This window comes from Shewanella sp. BF02_Schw, assembly GCF_014596695.2.
Classification (GTDB): Bacteria; Pseudomonadota; Gammaproteobacteria; order Enterobacterales; family Shewanellaceae; genus Shewanella.
In genome coordinates this window covers 418,485-439,041 of sequence record NZ_JABKAW020000001.1, presented here as the reverse complement: position 1 = coordinate 439,041, position 20,557 = coordinate 418,485, and the positions used below count along the sequence as shown (strand labels likewise).

Genomic DNA, 20,557 nt, shown 5'->3' with positions numbered 1-20,557 from the left:
ATACTTATCGTAAGCGGCTAAAAAATCGTTGTTTAAATATTTAATTCAAATAACACCATGGCTTCAATATGATGCGTCTGCGGAAACATATCGACTAATCCCACTTGGGCAATTCGATATCCACGGGCTAATAATACACTACTGTCACGCGCTAAACTTGCCGGATTACATGAAACATACACCACTTTTTTAGGTTGCATTTTCTGTAACCATTGTAAACTTTCAAAAGCACCTGCTCGAGCAGGGTCCAGCAACAGTTTATCAATTTGGCCTAACCATGTTTGCGTGGATAGATCAGCACTTAAATCCGCATGATAGAAAGTCACATTATCCAATTGGTTGTCGACAGCGTTTTGCTTGGCTTGTTGCACCATTTCAGGCACACCTTCAACACCTATGACTTCTGCTGCCTTTAATGCCAACGGTAAACTGAAATTACCCACACCACAGAATAGGTCTAAAATACGCTCACCTGGTTGAGGGTCTAACCATTCGATGGCTTGATCGACCATGGCCTGATTAATAGCACCATTAACTTGAACAAAATTACCAGGAGTGAATGAACAACGAACAGCCTCCTGTGCAAGATGATAATAAGGTAACGCGACAGCTTCATCACCCGCGGCATCAACAACAGGCAGCAAGGGGAACAATTGGGTTAATTGACCAGCATCATCTTGCAATAATAAGTTAAGCTGGTATTTTTCGGCAAAGCCCGTTAACCAGCGAATATCAGATGCTGGCAACACTTTAGTCACTCTTAGTACCGCAAAATTACCGTTATCAGCTTGGGTGAGTTCAACGTGCCCTAAACTGGCCTTAGCTTTAAGTTGATTTAAATTAGCCGCTAATGGAGTAATCAAAGCAGACAATGACTCAGATAACACTGGGCACTGCTGAATGGAAACAATTTTATTGCTATTTCCGGCGCGAAACCCAAGTTGTAACCGCTGAGTATTTTTATCAAATAATGTGGCCAATCTTGCGCGTCGGCGATAATGCCAGGCCTCACCCACTATAGGGTCAGCGATAATATCAGCATCAATGGCTTTAGCACTCGACAGCTTGCTGATTAAATCAACCAAGGCAGTTTGCTTATGCTCGCGTTGCGCATTAGTGTCCATGTGCTGCAAATCACAACCGCCACATTGTTGATAATGTGGGCAATGAGGTTTGATTCGATTAGCCGATGCAGACTCAATAGTGATGAGCTTGGCTTTAGCGTAGCTTTTCTTTTGTTCGACAAATTGCACCGTAGCGGTCTCTCCCGGTAACACTCCCGGAATAAACACTATTTTGCCTTGATGTTGCGCTATGCCTGCACCTAAATGGTCAAGTTGAGTGACACTGAGGCTTAACTTTGCTGATAATTGCTTAGATTTGTTCGGTTTTGCTTGGAAAAATTGTGCCATTTCGGCCTCAGGTATTGAATAAAAAACTAGTCAAGAGTGCGCCATATCTGGCAGTCTAGACGGAATAACAGCGATTTAGTAACAGGGATATACCTAACAGCCATGAAAAGTGCCAACAATATGACCAAATACAGCCTACGCTCTTGGGTTCTGGTACTTGCGTTAGCGCCCACTATTGTAGTGGGTATTCTACTTGGAAGTTATTTCACGATAAACCGCTTTTATGAATTGGAACAAACCTTAATTGAAAAAGGCAGCAACATTGTTGAGCCATTAGCCATTGCCAGTGAATTTGGTATTATCACTCAAGACCGTGAATCAACTAAACTTTTACTCGCCGCCTCGCAGATAAACAATGCATCGCTAATCTTATCTATTGCTGTTTTTGATGCCGAAAACCAACTATTTGTCACTTCGCACTACCACAAAGATTTTGAAACGATGCGTTACAAACAAACGCTGGCAAACTTAATCGGTACAGAACATGAAACGATTGGCGATACCTTAGTCATTCGTGTGCCAATAATATCCCATACTGGGTTAGAACAAAAACATGTTGCCAGTATAAATCGTCAAAGTAACAGCGACATCGATAATAATGCCTCTACCAATGGTGTCGTTGCGCCAATTTACAATAATCAACAAGAGCGAATATTAGGCTACATATCAGTATTACTAAATAAAGAGAACGCCTTGCTCGAACAACATCGAGCGGCTATAGCGGCGTTTATTATCGTATTAATCGGCGTGCAATTTAACCTATTTTTTACCTTCCGCTTAGTCAAACACGTGAACTACCCCATTACCGAAATGGTGCGAGTGGTAGCCAAAATTCGTGAAGGTAAACTCGACACTCGCCTAGAAGGCAACTTGATTGGGGAACTGGATCTACTCAAACGAGGGATCAACGCAATGGCAAGTTCATTGTCAGAATATCACGATGAAATGCAGCAAAATATTGATCAAGCAACCTCTGATTTACGCGAAACCCTCGAGCAGATTGAAATTCAAAACGTTGAGCTCGATATTGCCAAAAAACGCGCGCTTGAAGCGAGTCGGATAAAATCAGAATTCTTAGCCAACATGTCGCACGAGTTACGTACACCACTCAATGGTGTCATAGGATTTGCAAGACAGTTATTAAAAACACCTCTGCATACTAGCCAGCTCGACTACATAAAAACCATTGAACGCAGCGCCAGTAACCTACTCGGTATTATTAACGATATTCTCGACTTCTCTAAACTTGAAGCCGGTAAAATGATATTAGAAAAAATGCCTTTTGCACTGCGAGAAACGCTAACTGAAACCCTGACTATTATTGCCGGTAGTGCACAAGAGAAAGGCCTAGAACTGGTTATCGACATTGATGCTAATGTGCCAGAAAGTGTCAGTGGCGACGCGATGAGAGTCAGCCAGATTATTACTAACTTAGTCGGTAACGCTATTAAGTTTACCGACAAAGGCAGTGTCATACTTAAAATACACTTAGTGGGTCAGGACGAAGATAACATTACCCTGCGCTGCGAAGTTATTGATACCGGTATTGGTATTGATGAGAGTCAGCAAGAATATTTATTCCAAGCATTTGGTCAAGCCGACTCATCCATTTCACGTCGCTTTGGAGGCACAGGATTGGGCTTAGTGATTACTAAACGCTTAATCAACCAGATGGGTGGCCAGATAGGCTTTACCTCGGCCCCCAATAAAGGCTCAAATTTCTGGTTTATTCTGCCACTTGGGATCAGTCAATTTGAAATTGGCGAAGTGTTGCCGGTTGATGCATTACAACATAAATCAGTCTTATTATATGAACCACGGGAATTAACCCGCGATACATTAAATCGCCGCTTAGTGTCGTGGCAATTAATTATCACTAATGTGGCCAATCCAGAAAATCTCACCTCCGTGTTACAAACTAAAAACAGCAAATTTGATTACATCATCATGAGCTGCCATGGTTTTGCCGACAATGCGTCTTTTATCCATTTATTACAGCAAGCCAAACAACATACTGACTGCCTGATTTTATTACATGACTGTCTAGACCAAGACATGATAATCAATGTGCTAAAAGTCAACGCAGATGTATTGCTCAGCACCCCAGTGAGCGATTTTACCCTAGCGCATCATTTAATATATCCACCAGTACCTTCTACTTTTGTCAGTTTACCTGAGCAAATAAATCTTGATGTAACACAACGCCTCAATGCATCAGTATTAGCCGTTGACGACAACATGGCCAATCTAAAGTTAATTGATACTTTGCTCAAAGAACTAGTCGACAATGTGGTGACCGTTAATAATGGCGCCGATGCGATTCAACAAGCTAAAAAACAAGCATTTGACCTAATCTTCATGGATATTCAAATGCCAGGAACCGACGGCATAACCGCAACCCAGCAAATACGTTCAGAATCACTCAACCGTAATACGCCGATTATTGCAGTAACGGCACATGCTATAGCAGAAGAGCGTGAGAATATTTTAGCTAGCGGTATGGATGGTTTCTTGCCTAAACCGATTGATGAATTATCACTAAAAAGCGTTATCAGCCGCTGGATAATTAAACCTCAATTTACTCATTTCGACACCCATGTTCTCAATTGGGATTTATGTTTAACCCAAGCAAACCAGAAAACTGATTTAGCCTTAGACATGTTAAAGATGTTAGTTAATTCATTACCGGAAACAACCGCAACTATCGATAAAGCGTTAATAGCCAGAGATGCAGAGACACTGTTGCAGGCAGTGCATAAACTGCATGGTGCAACATGTTATTGCGGTGTACCGACAACACAAAAGCTCTGCCGGGATATTGAGTCAGCATTAAAGCATAAAATTGACATCGATGACCTAGAACCTGAAATACTAGAGTTACTTGATGAGTTAACTAAGGTAGAATCAGCTGCAAATCAAGTGATAAACCAGCTATCAGTGGATGTTCCCAATGACCAGTAAAACCGGTTTTTTTAAACGCCTAAAGGCATTGTCGTTACCTCAGAAGCAACTTTTTGCACTCGCACTGTGTCAAAGAATGCTCCCAAACTATCAATTATTTTCTGAAGTATGTGAATTTGGCCAACCGCAGGTATTAAGTACTGCGCTAGAGTTGTTATGGCAAAGCCAATATGACAAAAAGCTTAAGTTCAATATTGATGTGCATTTACAGCGCCTCGATGAAAACACCCCTGATCCTAGCGAGTTTGAAGCCTATGGTGCTTATCCCGCCATGGATGCGGCTGTAGCCATTGCCACCTTAATGGGTGCGATAGATGGAAAAATTGAAGAAGATATTACTAACATCAGTAAGTTATCATCAAGTACTGTCGCCAATTATATTGAAGCTATTAGCGATGAGTCATTAATGGATGAAGAACTCGATGAGTTTGTTTTTTCTCACCCAGTAATGGAACAAGAAAAAGAATTACAAGGCATGTTACTGGACATTGTCGAAGCTAATCCAGACATAACCAGCGAACTGGTTAAAGGTTTACGTAAAGATATTATCGAAGCCGGTGTGTCTAATATTGGTATTAGCCTGTAGCAAAAACTTGTAGCACGGATCGGTTACTGCCAATAAACGTCATTTAGCCTGAAATTATTCAGGCTTTTTATTAGGTGTCGCGCCATGAGAAGAATTTTTTATCAAGGTTTCACTTTCAGTAACGCCAATGGTAAAACTGATAACTGGACGCTAGTGATTGGCAATCAAGTACGAGTGGGTTCGTTATTTGAGTTAAGACGGCAAGTGCATTTTTTTTCTGAACTTGGAATATTACCTCCACCGAAAATATCAAAAGCGAATTTAGCCTTAAAATCTGACAAATAATCACTCGTTTAACTTTAGCCTAATTGCATCCGCCTACCGAAAAGCAGTAAAGTGACCTTATTATCATTTTGCTAAGGAATTGCGAGGGATGTCCAGTATTCTTACCCCGCTAATCGCTGTATTTATTATTATGCTGCTCGGCAGTATTGTTCAAAAAATGCGTCTGTTGCCAGCAGACACCGATTTGATCCTCAATCAGTTTGTTTATTACATTGCTTTCCCCGCTATATTACTGATTGTGCTAGCTGAAACGCGCATTGAAGACATTATTCAATGGGGCTTTATCGGTGGGTTTAGTCTGGCGATGATCATCACTTATGCTTTAGTGATTGTTGTATCACTAATTCGCACACCTAAAAAACAAGCAGTTGCCGCCATGCGCGCATTAAATGCTACGTTTGGTAATACCGCATTTATTGGCATTCCCTTGCTGAGTTTATTATTCCCAGGTCATAAAATGGCATTAGTCGCTGCAGCGATTGCCAGCTTGTTGTCGGTGTTCATGTTTGCTTTTGCTTTAGTATCAATTGAGCTAGCCAGCCGTGATAAACAATCAACCGACCATGCCATCGTCATCATGGCTAATGCCCTGTATAAAAACCCAATCGTGGTTGGCAGTGTTATTGGCATCGGTTTATCAGCACTGCATATTACCTTACCGGATAGTTTGGCCTTAATGCTACATCAGGTGGGAAATACCTCTAGCCCATGTGCACTGTTTGCTATAGGAATGGTACTTGCCAAAGCATTACGACATCAATCTGGCACAAAAATGTTCAGTGTTGGTTTGATTGCGGAACTGAATTTAATCAATTTACTCAAGCTAATTATTCAACCTTTAATTGCCTTTGGTTTACTCAAACTGTTCGGCGTAGAAAAGGAATTACTGACCATGGGAGTCATTTTGGCAGCGTTACCGACAGCAGCAAGTGTGTACCTTTTGGCCGACCGCTACCAAATTAACGCCAATGTCAGCGCCCAAGGTATTTTATATGGCACATTAATCACTTTTATCAGTTTGCCGATAATAGAAACACTTTTAAAATCCATTGCTTAATGATCAATCAAATCTAGATGATAAAATAGTCAGCGATAATTATTCCTCAACCACTTTACTGTATATAAAATCAGTATATACTGTTTATCAATACAGTGGTTTGGTAGTTTCATTGACAGGAATTTATTATGCTTTGCCAACTCAGCATCAACAATTTTGCTATCGTGCGTTTTTTAGAGCTCGACTTTAAAGCCGGTATGACAAGCATCACCGGCGAAACAGGTGCAGGTAAATCGATTGCTATCGATGCGCTTGGGTTATGCCTTGGTAATCGAAGTGATGCCAACACTGTCAGGCCTGGAGCCTCCAAAACCGAAGTGAGTGCAAGGTTTACCCTTCATGATGTACCTTTAGCCAAACGCTGGCTTGAAGATAGCGATCTTGATGCTGAAGATGAGTGCATATTACGTCGAACCATTAACAGTGATGGCCGCTCAAGAGCCTACATTAATGGTAATCCTGTGCCCGTGACGCAATTAAAAGCCATCGGTCACCTATTGATTGGTATTCACGGCCAACATGCTCATCACGCAATGCTTAAAAGCGAGCATCAATTAAACCTACTCGACCACTATGCCAACCACAAAATACTGCTCGATAGCGTTAGCGCTAGCTATCAACGCTGCAAACAAGTGGAAAACGAGCTAAAGCATCTTGAACAAGCTCAGCACGAACGTATTTCGCGTCAACAGCTACTGCAATATCAAGTAGAAGAGCTTAATGAGTTCAACTTAGGTTTGGAAGAATTTGATGAAATAGAACAAGAACACAAACGCTTAGCCAATGGCACAGATTTAATTGAACGTTGCCAAGCAGGTTTGCATTTATTGACCGAAAGTGATGAAGGCAATATAGAATCTCTGCTTAATAAAGTGGCCAGTATTGCTGATACGCTTCAAGGCTATGATGAATCCCTTGCGCCTATCAGCACTATGATCAGCGATGCGTTAATTCAAGTACAAGAAAGCGCTAGCGAAATTGAAAGTTATTTAAGCAGTTTAGAGCTTGATCCAGAACATTTTGCCTATTTAGAAAAACGTCTTTCAACGGCAATGCAATTGGCGCGCAAACATCATGTGAGCGCTGATAAGCTGGCGCTACATCATCAAGCATTGATGAGTGAATTAGCCGAACTTGCTGACGACGAAACTAAATTAGATGGTATAAGACAACAACTTGAAGCCACCAGAAATGCCTACTTAACCAATGCACAAAAACTGAGTCAAAGTCGCAGCCGTTATGCTAAAGAATTGGACAAGCTAGTCACCCAGTCTATCCATGAGCTCAATATGCCTAAGGGTAAATTTACCATTCAGATTAATCATAATCCGGACAACATTTCAGTTAATGGCTGCGATAGCATTGAATTTATGGTGACCACAAACCCTGGGCAACCATTACAACCGATTTCTAAAGTGGCCTCTGGCGGTGAGTTATCGCGTATTGGATTAGGGATTCAAGTGATCACGGCTAAAAAAGTCGCCACTCCGACACTGATATTTGATGAAGTTGATGTGGGTATTTCTGGACCAACAGCATCGGTAGTCGGTCGTATGTTACGCAGCCTTGGCGAATCAACTCAAGTATTGTGTGTCACCCATTTGCCGCAAGTTGCAGGTAATGGTCATCAACATATGTTTGTGAATAAATTTAATAAAGGTGGCAACACCGAAACGACCATGCAGACGTTGGATAAAGATCAACGGGTGAATGAACTTGCGCGCTTATTAGGTGGTGATGTCATTACCGAAAATACCTTGGCGAATGCCCGTGAGTTGTTGCAATAATCGTTATGCACTTATAAAAAGCAAATCAATATGTTAACGTAAAGTTAAAATAGATTTACGGATAAATCATAATGATGAAAGTAATAAAGGGCTTGGGTATTTTTGTCGGGCTAATATGCAGCTTACTGGTATTTACCGTTGTCTGTTTAGTGGCCATTAATGCAACAGACAGAACAAAGTCACCTAACACTCTTTTAGTTGAAAACTGGCTAAAACAGCAACCTATCGACCCTAGCGAAAATGGCTATGAGTATGCAATTACTATCGTAGGCACAATAGGAGACGATAAAACAAATGATAAAAAACCATTAATCAGCTTCAGCGAGCAAGAAGTTGAGTTAACTGACAACTTTAAAACGGCTTGTTATCAAACGGATTTGATAATATGCAGTCAATTTATTAGCGATAATAGCGATAGTATTAGAAATGTCATTGGCGCTCATAAAGCTAATATACAACAATATAATACATTATTAGATATGCCTTATTGGCAAGAAGAACCACAGTCTTTAACCCCAAACAATCAAGCTCATTGGGGTCTGCTTTTTAAGTTAAGAGATGTTCGTCAGCTTGCTGCGATAATAAGTATAGAGACATCTGACAACAAACTTGACCAACAAGCTACAGTGGCATTTTTAAACAAAGATGCACATTTTTGGAATATGGTTTATCACTCATCTCGCTCAACACTCAATCATATGATTGCCGTTAACATGATCAAATATCAGCTTAATTTAGCTAGCACCTTAGCTAAAACCACTGATGCAGCTGTTGCAACCAAAGTCACAACTTGGCAAACATCTTTCGAATTAACTGATAGTGATTTTGAACGGATATTTTCTGGAGAATGGCTTTTTGCCCATAACGTTACAGAACAAATGTTAATTGAAGTGCAGTCTGATAGCGCGGCTTTTTATGAGAAATGGTTAGCCTATGCGTTGCTTAAGCCAATAGACAGTGACAATCTCATGGCTGAGTATATTGTCAGCTTAGTAAAGGAACCGGTTTCAACTACCTCGATGCACACGCTCAAAGAACCAAATTATTGTGCTAACGACAATTATTTTCAGCAATTATGGATGTTACGCTACAATCCGATTGGTAAACTATTTAATTGCACTGTTTATGGAACAGATTACAAACAACGTTTAACCAATATGAATACAGAGTTAGAGCAATTGCGGACGAATCTACTTACCGCAAAATCATCCTAGTAAGTAGCAGCAACTGATTTAGTATAAGTATTATCGACAAAAAAGAGCACAAATGTGCTCTTTTTATGTATTAGGTACGATTTATAAGTGCATTTATAATTCTTTGCTAATCGTTGATTATAATCAGGTATTGATAATCAGGTATTGATAATCAGTTATAGATAATCAGTTATAGATAATCAGTTATAGATAATACACCGCTAGTTGCACACCGATTAACGAAAAGATTCCCGCCAATACATCATCAATCATTATCCCAAAACCGCCATGCACTTTGGCATCAAGCCAGCGAATAGGCCATGGTTTGACGATATCAAAAAAGCGAAATAGTACAAAACCAAGTGCTAACCACATAAAACCTAAAGGCGCTGCAATCATGGTGATCATCAACCCAACCACTTCATCCCACACAATAGCACCATGATCATGTACGCCCATATCTTTAGCTGCTTTGCCACAAATATAAAAGCCAGCGAGCATGCAAATACAGGTAATGATGAGGTAATTGGTTAAGCTTAACTGTTGCATTAGCAACACTATGGGCACCGCGGCTAAGGTACCAAAGGTACCTGGTGCTTTTGCCGCTTTACCGCTACCAAAGCCTAATGCCAAAAAGTGAATTGGATGGGCTAAAGACAGCTTTTTTACGAATTTATCTTGGGTTAATAATCTCATAGTACTTCAATTAAAAATGCACAAAGCCACGTGAAATCGGGTTAAATTCTAACCCATTTTCGACTAGTTTTAATTTATCACCTGCACAGATTTGACCAATTTTTACAAATTTGACACCAGCATGAATTAACGCGGTATCAATTGCGCCGCGTTGTGATTCTGGAACCGTAAACAATAACTCGTAGTCTTCACCACCCGTGAGTGCATAGCTTAATGCATCTTCATGACTGAGATTGGCTTTAACTGAGTTTGATAACGGAATTAGATTCACATCGATGATGGCGCCCACTTTCGATGCCGTTAATATATGTCCAATATCAGACATTAAGCCATCAGATAAATCGATAGCACTGGTGGCAAGTGTACGCAGAGCTTGGCCAGCTAAAACACGAGGCGTTGGATAATAATGACGATTAATCAGATATTCTTTATCTTCAGTGTTAACCGTTTTAACGCCTCTGAGGATATCAAGACCTAAAGCTGAGTCACCTAAAGTGCCGGTGACATAGACCCAATCACCAATTTTTGCACCATCACGAGTTAATGCAGTACCTTTAGGAACTTGGCCATTAATCGTAATACTGATACTGCGAGGTCCACGGGTAGTATCACCACCAATTAAGGCAATACCATAATATTCTGCAATCTCGAACAGGCCTTCACTAAAATGTGCTAACCAAGGCTGGTCAACATTGGGGAGCGTCAGTGCTAAGGTAAACCAAGCTGGTTCTGCTCCCATGGCGGCGAGGTCAGAAAGGTTAACCGCTAACGATTTATAACCTAAAGCATGAGCAGGAATGCTTGCTAAAAAGTGGACATTTTCAACGAGGGTATCACAAGAAATCGCTATCGATTTATTGTCTGCAGGATTCACTAACGCACAGTCATCGCCGATGCTTAACTCTACATCGCGCCTTTTTAGGCCTTTATTGCGGAAGTAATGTTCAATGAGTTGGAATTCTTTCACATTCAGTCTGGTACGGTAAACCGTCCACCTCAATTTTGAAACAATTAATAACAAATGAAAACGGTATCCGAAGATACCGTTCTGGCGTTACTTATGCTTCACTAACTTATCAAGCAAGCCGTTGACAAATTTGTGACTATCTTCAGCACCAAACGCTTTCGCTAACTCGATACCTTCGTTAATCGCCACTTTAAACGGCACATCTTTACGGAAGGTCAACTCATAAGTTGCCAGACGCACAATGGCTTTTTCTACTGGTGACACTTCTTCAAAATTACGATCAAGATGCGGCTTTAACAGCTCATCAATTTGCGATGTTTTTGATGCTACACCAGTTAACAACTCACGAAAATAAGCGACATCAACACCGTCAGTGTTCTGTTCAGTTAAAAACTCATGTTCTACGTCAGCAACTTTGTTTTTACTTAACTGCCATGAATAAATGGCTTGAACGGCTAAACGGCGGGCCTTACGGCGCTCTGAAGGTTTCATACTTTTCCTACTATTACAGCTGTTGTTCTAGTTGTTGCAGTACATTAACCATTTCAAGCAAACTAAGGGCTGCTTCGCCACCTTTGTTGCCTGCTTTAGTACCCGAGCGCTCAATAGCTTGCTCAATGGTATCAGTAGTTAATACACCGAATGAAACAGGAAGATCATACTCTAATGCAACTTGTGCAAGACCTTTGTTACATTCACCAGCAACAAATTCAAAATGAGGTGTACCGCCACGAATGACAGCACCTAATGCAATGATACCGTCAAACTTTCCACTTGCTGCAACACGTTTTGCTGCAAGCGGTAATTCAACTGCACCAGGTACGCGAACAACAGTAATGTTGTCGTCACTGACCTGGCCGAAACGCTTTAATGTGTCTATTGCACCATCAAGCAGACTTTCAACTAAAAAGCTATTGAATCGCGATATTACGATCGCCACTTTGGCATTTTTCGCTTCGATATTACCTTGAACTACGTTCATTCTATCTTACCTAAATTAGCTAAAGCACCCGGCTCGGGGCAAAAAGAGGCGTTATGATATCACAGCCAAAAGCCCTGAGCGCTATGCAATTAATGAATTTGTTAAATTTACCATAAGCCAAAATTATTCAGCTATATAATCAGTCACTTCTAAACCAAAACCAGACAGTGAATGATAACGTTTTGGCGAACTGAGTAAACGCATAGTGCTGACACCTAAACTCGACAGAATTTGTGAGCCTACGCCAACACGACGAGATGTTCCTTGCCACATTGCTGGCGCAGGAGATTGACCATTATCTTCAGCTTGAAAGGCTTTTACTTTGGCCAATAAATTACTTGTATGTTCATCATTACCCAGTAGTACTAAAACGCCACCTTCGGAAGCAATCCGCTCCATGGCTTTTTCTAATGGCCAACTGCGCTTTTGATCACGTTCAGAATGCAGCAAATCATTAAAGGTGTTTTGCAAATGCACACGCACCAAACAATTCGGTTTTACTTCATCTTTAACCAAGGCGTAGTGTAATTGATTATCGATAGTGTCTCTAAACGTCACCATAGTAAATTCACCAAAACGAGTGGGTAATTTACACTGAGCTTCACGTACAACGGTAGTTTCGTTAGTGTTACGGTATTCGATTAAATCGGCAATAGTACCGATTTTAATCCCATGTTTTTCACTGAATATTTCTAAGTCTGGACAGCGCGCCATGGTACCATCTTCGTTTAAAATCTCAACAATGACGCCTGAAGGTTCACAGCCAGCTAAGCGCGCTAAATCGCAACCCGCTTCAGTGTGGCCAGCGCGGGTTAATACTCCGCCCTCTTGTGCCATCAACGGAAAAATATGTCCAGGTTGCACTAAATCAGAGGCTTTGGCGTCTTTGGCAACGGCAGCTTGTACGGTCACTGCACGGTCATGAGCAGAAATACCTGTTGTGACTCCGGTCGCCGCTTCAATTGATACAGTAAAATTAGTCGAGAACTGGGCATTATTATTGGTAACCATTAAAGGCAAATTAAGCTGCTGACAACGCTCTTTGGTCATTGTTTGGCAAATTAATCCACGGCCATAGGTTGCCATGAAATTGATTGCTGCTGGCGTCACTTTATCAGCGGCCATGATCAAATCACCTTCATTCTCTCTGTCTTCATCATCCATCAAGATAACCATCTTACCTTGACGAATATCTTCAATGATTTCTTCTATGCTATGTAGCGCCATTGTCAGACCTTTATTTAGTAAGTGTTTGATTTAAACCTTAGGCATTAAATCTATTGGTATTGCATATTATGTATAGGGTACAAATGGTGTTTTACTGTCGCGATTAACGTAAAAAACCTGATTTAGCGAGTAACTCCATGGTCACGCCCGATGCAGGCTGCACATGGTTAGTTTCCGGTTGCATTAAACGTTCTAAATAACGCGCGATTAAATCGACTTCGATATTGACACTATCACCTACTTTTAAATCCACCAGCGTGGTTTCACCTGCAGTGTGAGGTACAATCGTTAATCTAAAACGAGCACCATCAACTTCATTAACAGTCAGGCTTACACCATCAATGGTGATCGAGCCTTTGTGAGCAATATAGCGACTTAATTGGGCTGGTACTGATAACCAAAACTCTAGTGATTTACCTCTGTAAGCGCATTGCTCAACTTTTGCAATGCCATCGACGTGTCCACTTACCATGTGTCCACCTAATCGAGTGGTTGCCGTAACCGCTTTCTCAAGATTAACCTTTTGACCGACCTGATAACGACTAAAGCCAGTTAAGTCAACGGTTTCAGCTGATATATCAGCAACGTAACCATCACCTAAACGCTCAACAACGGTCAAACACACGCCATTGGTTGCTATACTGTCACCTAGCTTTACATCCGTTAAATCCAGCTTACCGCTGGCAACTGTTAAGCGGATATCGTTACCTTTGCGATCAATTTTACGTAATGTGCCAAGGGCTTCGATTATTCCTGTAAACATAATACTCACTTTTTGCAGTTAAACGTTGCTGTTGTTCAGGTTTTGGACTGAACAACACGCACATTAATAGGGTTGATTATATCTGAGGATATAACGCTTATCTTGTCCAACGTTGCGTTCATCAATTAATTGCAGTGCCGGCGCTTGCTCCATTGTACTGTAATTAGGTAACTGCAACATATTACGTCCGTGGCTACCTAATAGTTTAGGCGCCTGGTAAAGCACAATATCATCAACGAGCCCTTGGGCGACAAATGCTCCGGCTAAGGTAGCACCGGCTTCAACTAAAACAGAATTAGTATGCTGACCTAAATATGTTAGCAAAGCTAACAATGGGATTCTGCCTGACGAGTCACACGTTAACTGAAGAAATGATACGTGATCTGGAAATGCAGCTTTGGTGCTTTCGGGATAATTACAGCCAGAAACCAGTAAAATAGGACTTTGAATTGAAAATAATTGCTGTGTTGCTGTTAATCTTGCGCGACTGTCGAGCACAACCCTTAGAGGTTGGAAGATTTCATCTTTTGTATGGCGAGTGGTTAACTCACCTAACGCCTCATAGCGCACATTAAGGCTTGGGTCATCGACAAGAATGGTTTCAACACCAGTGATTAATGCACAATGGCTAGCGCGGTATTTTTGCACATCAGCTCTTGCTGCACTGCCAGTAATCCACTTCGACACGCCATTAGACAGAGCCGTTTTACCATCTAAACTGGCTGCTATCTTTACCGTTATCCAAGGAAGTCCTGTTTTCATCCGCTTCATAAAACCCAGATTAAGGTCATAGGCTTGTTCGCTGAGCAATCCAACATCAACGTTAATACCAGCCTCACGTAACAGGGTTATACCGCGACCAGACACTTGTGGATTTGCATCGGTCACCGATACCACAACTCTGGCAACTTTGGCATTAATTAAGCCTAAAGCACAAGGTGGTGTGCGGCCATAATGACTGCAAGGTTCAAGAGTGACATACGCCGTGGCACCTTCAGCAGACAAGCCATTATCATGCACCATTTTCAGCGCATTAACTTCGGCATGCCCTTGGCCAGCACGTTGATGATAACCCTCACCAATAATCTTATTCTGATAAACAATGACACAACCGACACAAGGATTTGGCCGAGTGGTATAACGGCCTTTCTCGGCAAGCGCGATGGCACGGCTCATCATTTGGGTGTCAAAGGTGGACCAGTTAGACATGGGAGATAATCTCTTATTGCTTAAATGCCATTAAAACCATTAAAACAGATATTATTAAGCAGCATTACTTTTGCAATTTAGCAATTGCTTCACCAAATTGGGATACATCTTCAAATGCGCGATAAACCGATGCAAAGCGGATATATGCCACTTTATCAAGGCTCATCAATTGTTCCATCATCAGATTACCAATCATTTCAGAATTCACCTCACGCTCACCTGTCGCGCGCAGTGTTGATTTGATTTTAGTCAATGCTTGTTCAATTTCATCAATTGAGACCGGGCGTTTTTCGACCGCACGTAGCATGCCGCCACGCAATTTTTCTTCATCGAATGGTTGTCGAGTGCCGTCACGTTTGATGACTCTAGGCATGACTAATTCTGCGCCTTCAAACGTGGTGAAACGTTCATGACATTCGGTACATTCCCGGCGGCGACGTACTTGGTGACCATCAGCCACTAATCGAGAATCTATAACTTTGGTATCGGTCGCGCTACAAAAAGGGCAATGCATTGAACCTCCTGCAGAAAAAAACAAAATGGCCGCTAACAATTAGCGGCCATTAAAGTTTATCCTATTTGTTGAGCAAGGTTAACCTAAACCTTTTCAACAGGCATCAAGTGACGATTAACCGTATACAGGGAATCGGGCACATAATGCCAACACTTGACCTTTCACTCGTTCAGCCACTTCGGCGTTAGATGCATCATCAAGAATGTCACAAATCCAACCGGTCAATTCTTTCGCTTCTGCTTCTTTAAAACCACGACGAGTAATTGCTGGCGTTCCAATACGAACACCAGAGGTGACAAACGGTGAACGTGGATCATCAGGTACTGAGTTTTTGTTGACGGTAATGTTGGCATTGCCCAATGAAGCATCAGCTTCTTTACCGGTTAAATCACGACCAATTAAATCAACCAACATTAAATGGTTTTCTGTACCGCCAGAAACAATTTTGTAACCGCGAGCTAAAAACACTTCAACCATAGCTTTAGCGTTTTTAACAACTTGCTGCTGGTATACCTTAAACTCTGGCTCTAATGCCTCTTTAAATGCAACCGCTTTACCTGCGATTACATGCATTAAAGGGCCACCTTGGCCACCAGGGAATACCGCTGAGTTCAACTTTTTATACAACACTTCATCATCGGCAGCAGAGATAATAATCCCGCCACGTGGACCCGCTAATGTTTTATGAGTTGTTGAGGTGACCACATGTGCATGTGGGACAGGGGTTGGATAAACACCTGCAGCCACTAAGCCTGCAACGTGAGCCATATCAACAAGCAAATAAGCACCAACTTTATCGGCAATCTCACGCATTTTAGCCCAATCGACTATGCCTGAAAATGCCGAAAAACCGCCGATCATCATCTTAGGCTTGTGCTCAATGGCTAAACGTTCCATTTCGTCATAATCAATTTTGCCAGCTTCATCGATACCGTAAGGAATGATGTTGTAAAGCTTGCCTGAAAAATTCACTGGTGAACCATGGGTCAAATGACCACCATGAGCAAGGTTCATCCCTAAAACAGTATCACCAGGTTGTAACAACGCCATAAACACTGCGCTGTTTGCTTGTGAGCCTGAATGAGGCTGTACGTTGGCATAAGTTGCACCAAATAATTCTTTTGCGCGTTCAATAGCCAATGTTTCAACAACATCAACGTATTCGCACCCACCATAATAACGCTTGCCTGGATAACCTTCAGCATACTTGTTAGTTAACTGAGAACCTTGCGCTTCCATCACACGTGGACTGGTATAGTTTTCAGATGCAATCAATTCAATGTGTTCTTCTTGACGACAAGTTTCATCTTCAATGGCTTTAAATAATTCTGGATCATAATCCGCAATATTCATCGCTTTCTTCAACATGGTAGCTCCAACATCATTATCTATATAGTAGGGTTGCGCGGTATTCTACTCTGCAACGATAATGATTTACAGTACAAACAACATGAAATTCACTGTGTTCTGAATACAAAACGATTCATGTTGATAACACCAAGCTAGCAGATTGTTTAGCGAATTGAGTCTAAAAAGCATGCTAGATAAAATCACACAATTGCCTGTTGAGTTCAGCACATAATACAGTAGAATTATCACCATCTTTGTTGACAATTAGACAGTATAATTATGGCTCAATTTGTATACAGCATGCTTCGTGTGGGTAAAATTGTCCCACCCAAAAAGCAAATATTAAAAGACATTTCATTAAGCTTCTTTCCTGGCGCTAAGATTGGTGTGCTCGGGTTAAACGGTTCGGGTAAATCAACATTGCTGCGCATCATGGCGGGAATAGATACCGAAATTGAAGGTGAAGCACGCCCAATGCCTGGGTTAAAAATTGGCTACTTACCGCAGGAGCCGCGCTTAAACGAACAACAAACTGTGCGCGAAGCCGTCGAAGAAGCCCTAAGCGAAGCTAAAAATGCACTAATACGCTTAGACGAGGTCTATTCTGCTTATGCTGAGCCCGATGCAGACTTCGACGCACTTGCAAAAGAGCAAGGCGAATTAGAAGCCATCATCCAATCTCAAGATGCGCATAATCTTGATCATATTCTTGAACGTGCAGCTAACGCATTACGTCTGCCCGATTGGGATGAGAAAATTGCCGTACTCTCTGGTGGTGAACGACGCCGAGTGGCCATTTGTCGCTTATTGCTTGAAAAACCGGAAATGCTATTACTCGACGAACCAACCAACCATTTGGATGCAGAGTCAGTGGCGTGGTTAGAGCACTTTTTACAAGAATATAACGGCACCGTGGTGGCGATTACCCACGATCGTTACTTCTTAGATAATGCTGCTGGCTGGATTTTAGAACTTGACCGCGGTGAAGGTATTCCATGGGAAGGTAACTATTCATCTTGGCTTGAACAAAAGGATGCGCGCTTGTCCCAAGAATCGTCCACAGAAAGCGCCCGCCAAAAAACCATTGCTAAAGAATTAGAGTGGGTACGCCAAGGTGCTAAAGGTCGTCAATCAAAAGGTAAAGCCCGTATGGCTCGCTTTGAAGAATTGAACACCAACGATTACCAAAAGCGTAACGAGACCAATGAACTGTTTATTCCACCAGGGCCTCGTTTAGGCGACAAAGTCATTGAAGTGACTAATTTAACCAAGTCATATGGTGACCGCGTACTGATTGATGATTTGACATTCACGGTTCCTAAGGGCGCTATCGTCGGCATTATTGGTGCTAACGGTGCGGGTAAGTCAACCTTATTCAAAATGATCTCAGGCGAGGAACAACCAGACAGTGGCTCTATTTCTGTCGGTGATTCGGTTCAAATTGCGTCGGTTGATCAGTTCCGTGATTCGATGAATGACAAAAACACCGTGTGGCAAGAAATTTCAGGCGGCCAAGATATTATGCGCATCAACAACACTGAAATTTCTAGCCGTGCTTACGTAGGCCGCTTTAACTTCCGTGGTGGCGATCAGCAGAAAATAATTGGTTCATTATCGGGTGGTGAACGCAACCGAGTTCACTTAGCTAAGTTATTACAAGCCGGTGGCAACGTATTATTACTCGACGAACCCACCAACGACTTGGACGTTGAAACTTTACGAGCGTTAGAGGAAGCGTTATTAGAGTTCCCTGGTTGTGCAATGGTTATTTCCCATGACCGTTGGTTCCTTGACCGTATTGCGACCCATATTTTGGATTACCGTGATGAAGGTAAAGTGAGCTTCTATGAGGGTAACTATACTGAGTACTCAACTTGGTTAAAAGCCACCTTAGGCACCGATGTAGTAGAACCGCATCGATTAAAATACAAGCGTTTAAATAAATAATTCGTCTGCAATAAAGTGTTAAATAATAAAGCAGAGCCTCAGCGCTCTGCTTTATTATATTAGCCATTATTTAAAAGGTTATTACAAAACTAACGATCGAAATCTCGACAAGTGTCAAAAATTTGTCAATTTATTGTGAGCAATGCACCACAATCTGTTTGTAAAGCCAAAATAACTTCAGTATTATAAATTATTAACGGATTATTTTACTCTTTGCTGATTACACTCAGCGCAATACAGAGTGTCGATGGTTCCAGCTTGTAGAGAAATTTAATGGAGATATCAGTGAGATACGGTTCAATTAGCCTTGCTTTATTGTGCTTATACGCAAGCAACTCATTTGCGGCACTCGAAGTCATTACCACATCAGAAAAGCAGACTCTCAATAAAATTGAAAATCAATACGATATCGATTCTCTGCTAATCACTGTTAATGACAAATTCTCACAGCTTAATAAAAAAGCCTATGACGTTGAAGGTCTGAAAAAAACAATTGTTTCAGAACAGCAGCGCTACGATGAGCTTATTACAGAATTACCTAAGGTTATTCGGGCTAAAACAGGGCTTCCAGAAACCTATAAACAAATTGAAGAGTCTGTCAATTTAGTCGATGAATTAACCCTAAAGGCAGAAGAAGACAGTAAACGCCTTGAAACTGAAAAAGTTGAAATATTAACTGAATATGAGGCGATAAATAAAAAACGTGCCGCTAAAAGTCAGCAACTATTTAAACTCAAAACTGATATTACTAATCGTTTAATTGCAGATTTATCTAAATCAAGCAGCACACTGCCAGTCAATATTAATGGTTCGACTGAGTGTTCAAAATATCAAACTATCGCAGATTGTTTGAAAGAGTCTAAAAGCAGCATTTTATCCAATACTCGTAATGAGTCGCCGTTTTTAAATGACAAAAGTGTTTTATTGTCATATGAAGTTATCGACGCCAATATGAATATGAGAGGCGATTTGCATTATAAAGTGGCAATGAACTTTAAGCCTTCTTATAACGATAAAATTGACTCAATGTTAAATGAAGAATTAGGCCTTAAGTCGGCGATGGTTACCTTAATCAGTAACGTACCAGCAGATTGGTATATCAATGGCACCAAAGTAGGCACGGGTAAAAAACTTTTTCACGAGATCCCTTTAGGGAAACACGGCATTTTAGCGTCTTACCAAAATCAAGATAAATCAAGCGTCGAAAATGTTGAAGGCAATGGTGTATTTAATTATAAATTTGCCAATGTTGCTTCGTCTAACAAAGCCAGCAACCAAGCTAAAGCAGTGACAGCAGAAGTCCCAAAAGGCATTCTTAAACCATCAGCTAAACCGCAGCCTGTAGTCCAAAAAACTAAGGCTAAATACACCTTATTTTCAGACCAAACCAGTATTAAGTTAAGTGATGATGATGCCAAAAAGAAATCATCAGATAAAGGTTATGAATACTTTATGGGTGTTACACCTGTCAATAAAAAGCAAAACATTGAATTTACTAACGAGCCTATCGAGAAGTAATGTTTCAACCAGTGTTTTAACATAACTATTTGTTCAGCCTGGCTGACATAAATCAAAGCCATATCTTCGGATATGGCTTTTTTGTTGCTATAGCATCATCAAA

18 protein-coding genes are annotated in these 20,557 nt (G+C 41.3%); 8 read left to right on the top strand and 10 right to left on the bottom strand.

Annotation, left to right across the window (positions count from 1 at the left end):
* Window positions 1-32: 32 nt before the first annotated feature.
* The gene (gene rlmD / locus HNW13_RS02080) at window positions 33-1,412 is read right to left on the bottom strand and encodes a 23S rRNA (uracil(1939)-C(5))-methyltransferase RlmD (protein WP_192114442.1); all 1,380 of its coding nucleotides are present in this window, start codon (window positions 1,410-1,412) and stop codon (window positions 33-35) included.
* A 102-nt stretch (window positions 1,413-1,514) separates the two neighbouring features.
* Here rlmD and barA point away from each other — a divergent pair, with 102 nt between their 5' ends.
* The 6 genes from barA (at window position 1,515) to HNW13_RS02050 (ending at window position 9,302) form a co-directional block, all read left to right on the top strand.
* On the top strand, window positions 1,515-4,373 hold the full coding sequence (barA, locus tag HNW13_RS02075; protein WP_162022550.1) for a two-component sensor histidine kinase BarA: 2,859 nt from the start codon (window positions 1,515-1,517) through the stop codon (window positions 4,371-4,373).
* Entirely contained in the window at window positions 4,363-4,959 is a 597-nt protein-coding gene (locus tag HNW13_RS02070) for a YjaG family protein (protein WP_101085646.1), read from the top strand. The genes barA and HNW13_RS02070 overlap by 11 nt, the downstream gene beginning before the upstream one ends.
* Window positions 4,960-5,043: 84 nt before the next feature.
* Window positions 5,044-5,244: a DUF3319 domain-containing protein gene (locus HNW13_RS02065; protein WP_192114441.1), complete on the top strand. Its 201-nt coding sequence runs from the start codon at window positions 5,044-5,046 to the stop codon at window positions 5,242-5,244.
* An 88-nt stretch (window positions 5,245-5,332) separates the two neighbouring features.
* Complete coding sequence (locus HNW13_RS02060; RefSeq protein ID WP_101085650.1) at window positions 5,333-6,301, top strand: AEC family transporter; 969 nt, start codon at window positions 5,333-5,335, stop codon at window positions 6,299-6,301.
* A gap of 128 nt (window positions 6,302-6,429) precedes the next feature.
* Window positions 6,430-8,088 carry a DNA repair protein RecN gene (recN, locus tag HNW13_RS02055; protein WP_182743618.1) on the top strand — a complete coding sequence of 553 codons (1,659 nt, stop codon included), beginning with the start codon at window positions 6,430-6,432 and terminating at the stop codon, window positions 8,086-8,088.
* 71 nt (window positions 8,089-8,159) lie between these two features.
* Window positions 8,160-9,302: a hypothetical protein gene (locus tag HNW13_RS02050; protein WP_192114440.1), complete on the top strand. Its 1,143-nt coding sequence runs from the start codon at window positions 8,160-8,162 to the stop codon at window positions 9,300-9,302.
* Window positions 9,303-9,485: 183 nt separating this feature from the next.
* On the opposite strand, the gene HNW13_RS02045 is transcribed toward HNW13_RS02050, so the two are convergent.
* From HNW13_RS02045 to glyA, 9 genes are all read right to left on the bottom strand, one after another.
* Window positions 9,486-9,977: a phosphatidylglycerophosphatase A gene (locus HNW13_RS02045; protein WP_101085658.1), complete on the bottom strand. Its 492-nt coding sequence runs from the start codon at window positions 9,975-9,977 to the stop codon at window positions 9,486-9,488.
* A 10-nt stretch (window positions 9,978-9,987) separates the two neighbouring features.
* On the bottom strand, window positions 9,988-10,944 hold the full coding sequence (gene thiL / locus HNW13_RS02040) for a thiamine-phosphate kinase (RefSeq protein WP_192114439.1): 957 nt from the start codon (window positions 10,942-10,944) through the stop codon (window positions 9,988-9,990).
* A gap of 87 nt (window positions 10,945-11,031) precedes the next feature.
* Window positions 11,032-11,436 (bottom strand): transcription antitermination factor NusB, encoded by a 405-nt coding sequence (gene nusB / locus HNW13_RS02035; protein WP_101085664.1) that lies wholly within the window; start codon window positions 11,434-11,436, stop codon window positions 11,032-11,034.
* A gap of 13 nt (window positions 11,437-11,449) precedes the next feature.
* Window positions 11,450-11,926 carry a 6,7-dimethyl-8-ribityllumazine synthase gene (gene ribE / locus HNW13_RS02030; RefSeq protein WP_011636512.1) on the bottom strand — a complete coding sequence of 159 codons (477 nt, stop codon included), beginning with the start codon at window positions 11,924-11,926 and terminating at the stop codon, window positions 11,450-11,452.
* Window positions 11,927-12,049: 123 nt separating this feature from the next.
* Window positions 12,050-13,153, bottom strand: coding sequence for a bifunctional 3,4-dihydroxy-2-butanone-4-phosphate synthase/GTP cyclohydrolase II (gene ribBA, locus HNW13_RS02025; RefSeq protein ID WP_192114438.1), 1,104 nt, complete (start codon window positions 13,151-13,153; stop codon window positions 12,050-12,052).
* A 103-nt stretch (window positions 13,154-13,256) separates the two neighbouring features.
* Window positions 13,257-13,916: a riboflavin synthase gene (locus tag HNW13_RS02020; protein ID WP_162022545.1), complete on the bottom strand. Its 660-nt coding sequence runs from the start codon at window positions 13,914-13,916 to the stop codon at window positions 13,257-13,259.
* 63 nt (window positions 13,917-13,979) lie between these two features.
* On the bottom strand, window positions 13,980-15,125 hold the full coding sequence (gene ribD, locus HNW13_RS02015) for a bifunctional diaminohydroxyphosphoribosylaminopyrimidine deaminase/5-amino-6-(5-phosphoribosylamino)uracil reductase RibD (protein ID WP_192114437.1): 1,146 nt from the start codon (window positions 15,123-15,125) through the stop codon (window positions 13,980-13,982).
* A 64-nt stretch (window positions 15,126-15,189) separates the two neighbouring features.
* On the bottom strand, window positions 15,190-15,639 hold the full coding sequence (gene nrdR / locus HNW13_RS02010) for a transcriptional regulator NrdR (protein WP_011636508.1): 450 nt from the start codon (window positions 15,637-15,639) through the stop codon (window positions 15,190-15,192).
* Window positions 15,640-15,753: 114 nt separating this feature from the next.
* Window positions 15,754-17,007 (bottom strand): serine hydroxymethyltransferase, encoded by a 1,254-nt coding sequence (gene glyA, locus HNW13_RS02005; protein WP_192114436.1) that lies wholly within the window; start codon window positions 17,005-17,007, stop codon window positions 15,754-15,756.
* A 261-nt stretch (window positions 17,008-17,268) separates the two neighbouring features.
* Between glyA and ettA the strand changes: the two genes are divergently transcribed.
* Window positions 17,269-18,936 carry an energy-dependent translational throttle protein EttA gene (ettA, locus tag HNW13_RS02000; protein WP_011636506.1) on the top strand — a complete coding sequence of 556 codons (1,668 nt, stop codon included), beginning with the start codon at window positions 17,269-17,271 and terminating at the stop codon, window positions 18,934-18,936.
* 285 nt (window positions 18,937-19,221) lie between these two features.
* Window positions 19,222-20,454 carry a hypothetical protein gene (locus tag HNW13_RS01995; protein ID WP_162022542.1) on the top strand — a complete coding sequence of 411 codons (1,233 nt, stop codon included), beginning with the start codon at window positions 19,222-19,224 and terminating at the stop codon, window positions 20,452-20,454.
* The last annotated feature ends 103 nt before the right edge of the window (window positions 20,455-20,557 follow it).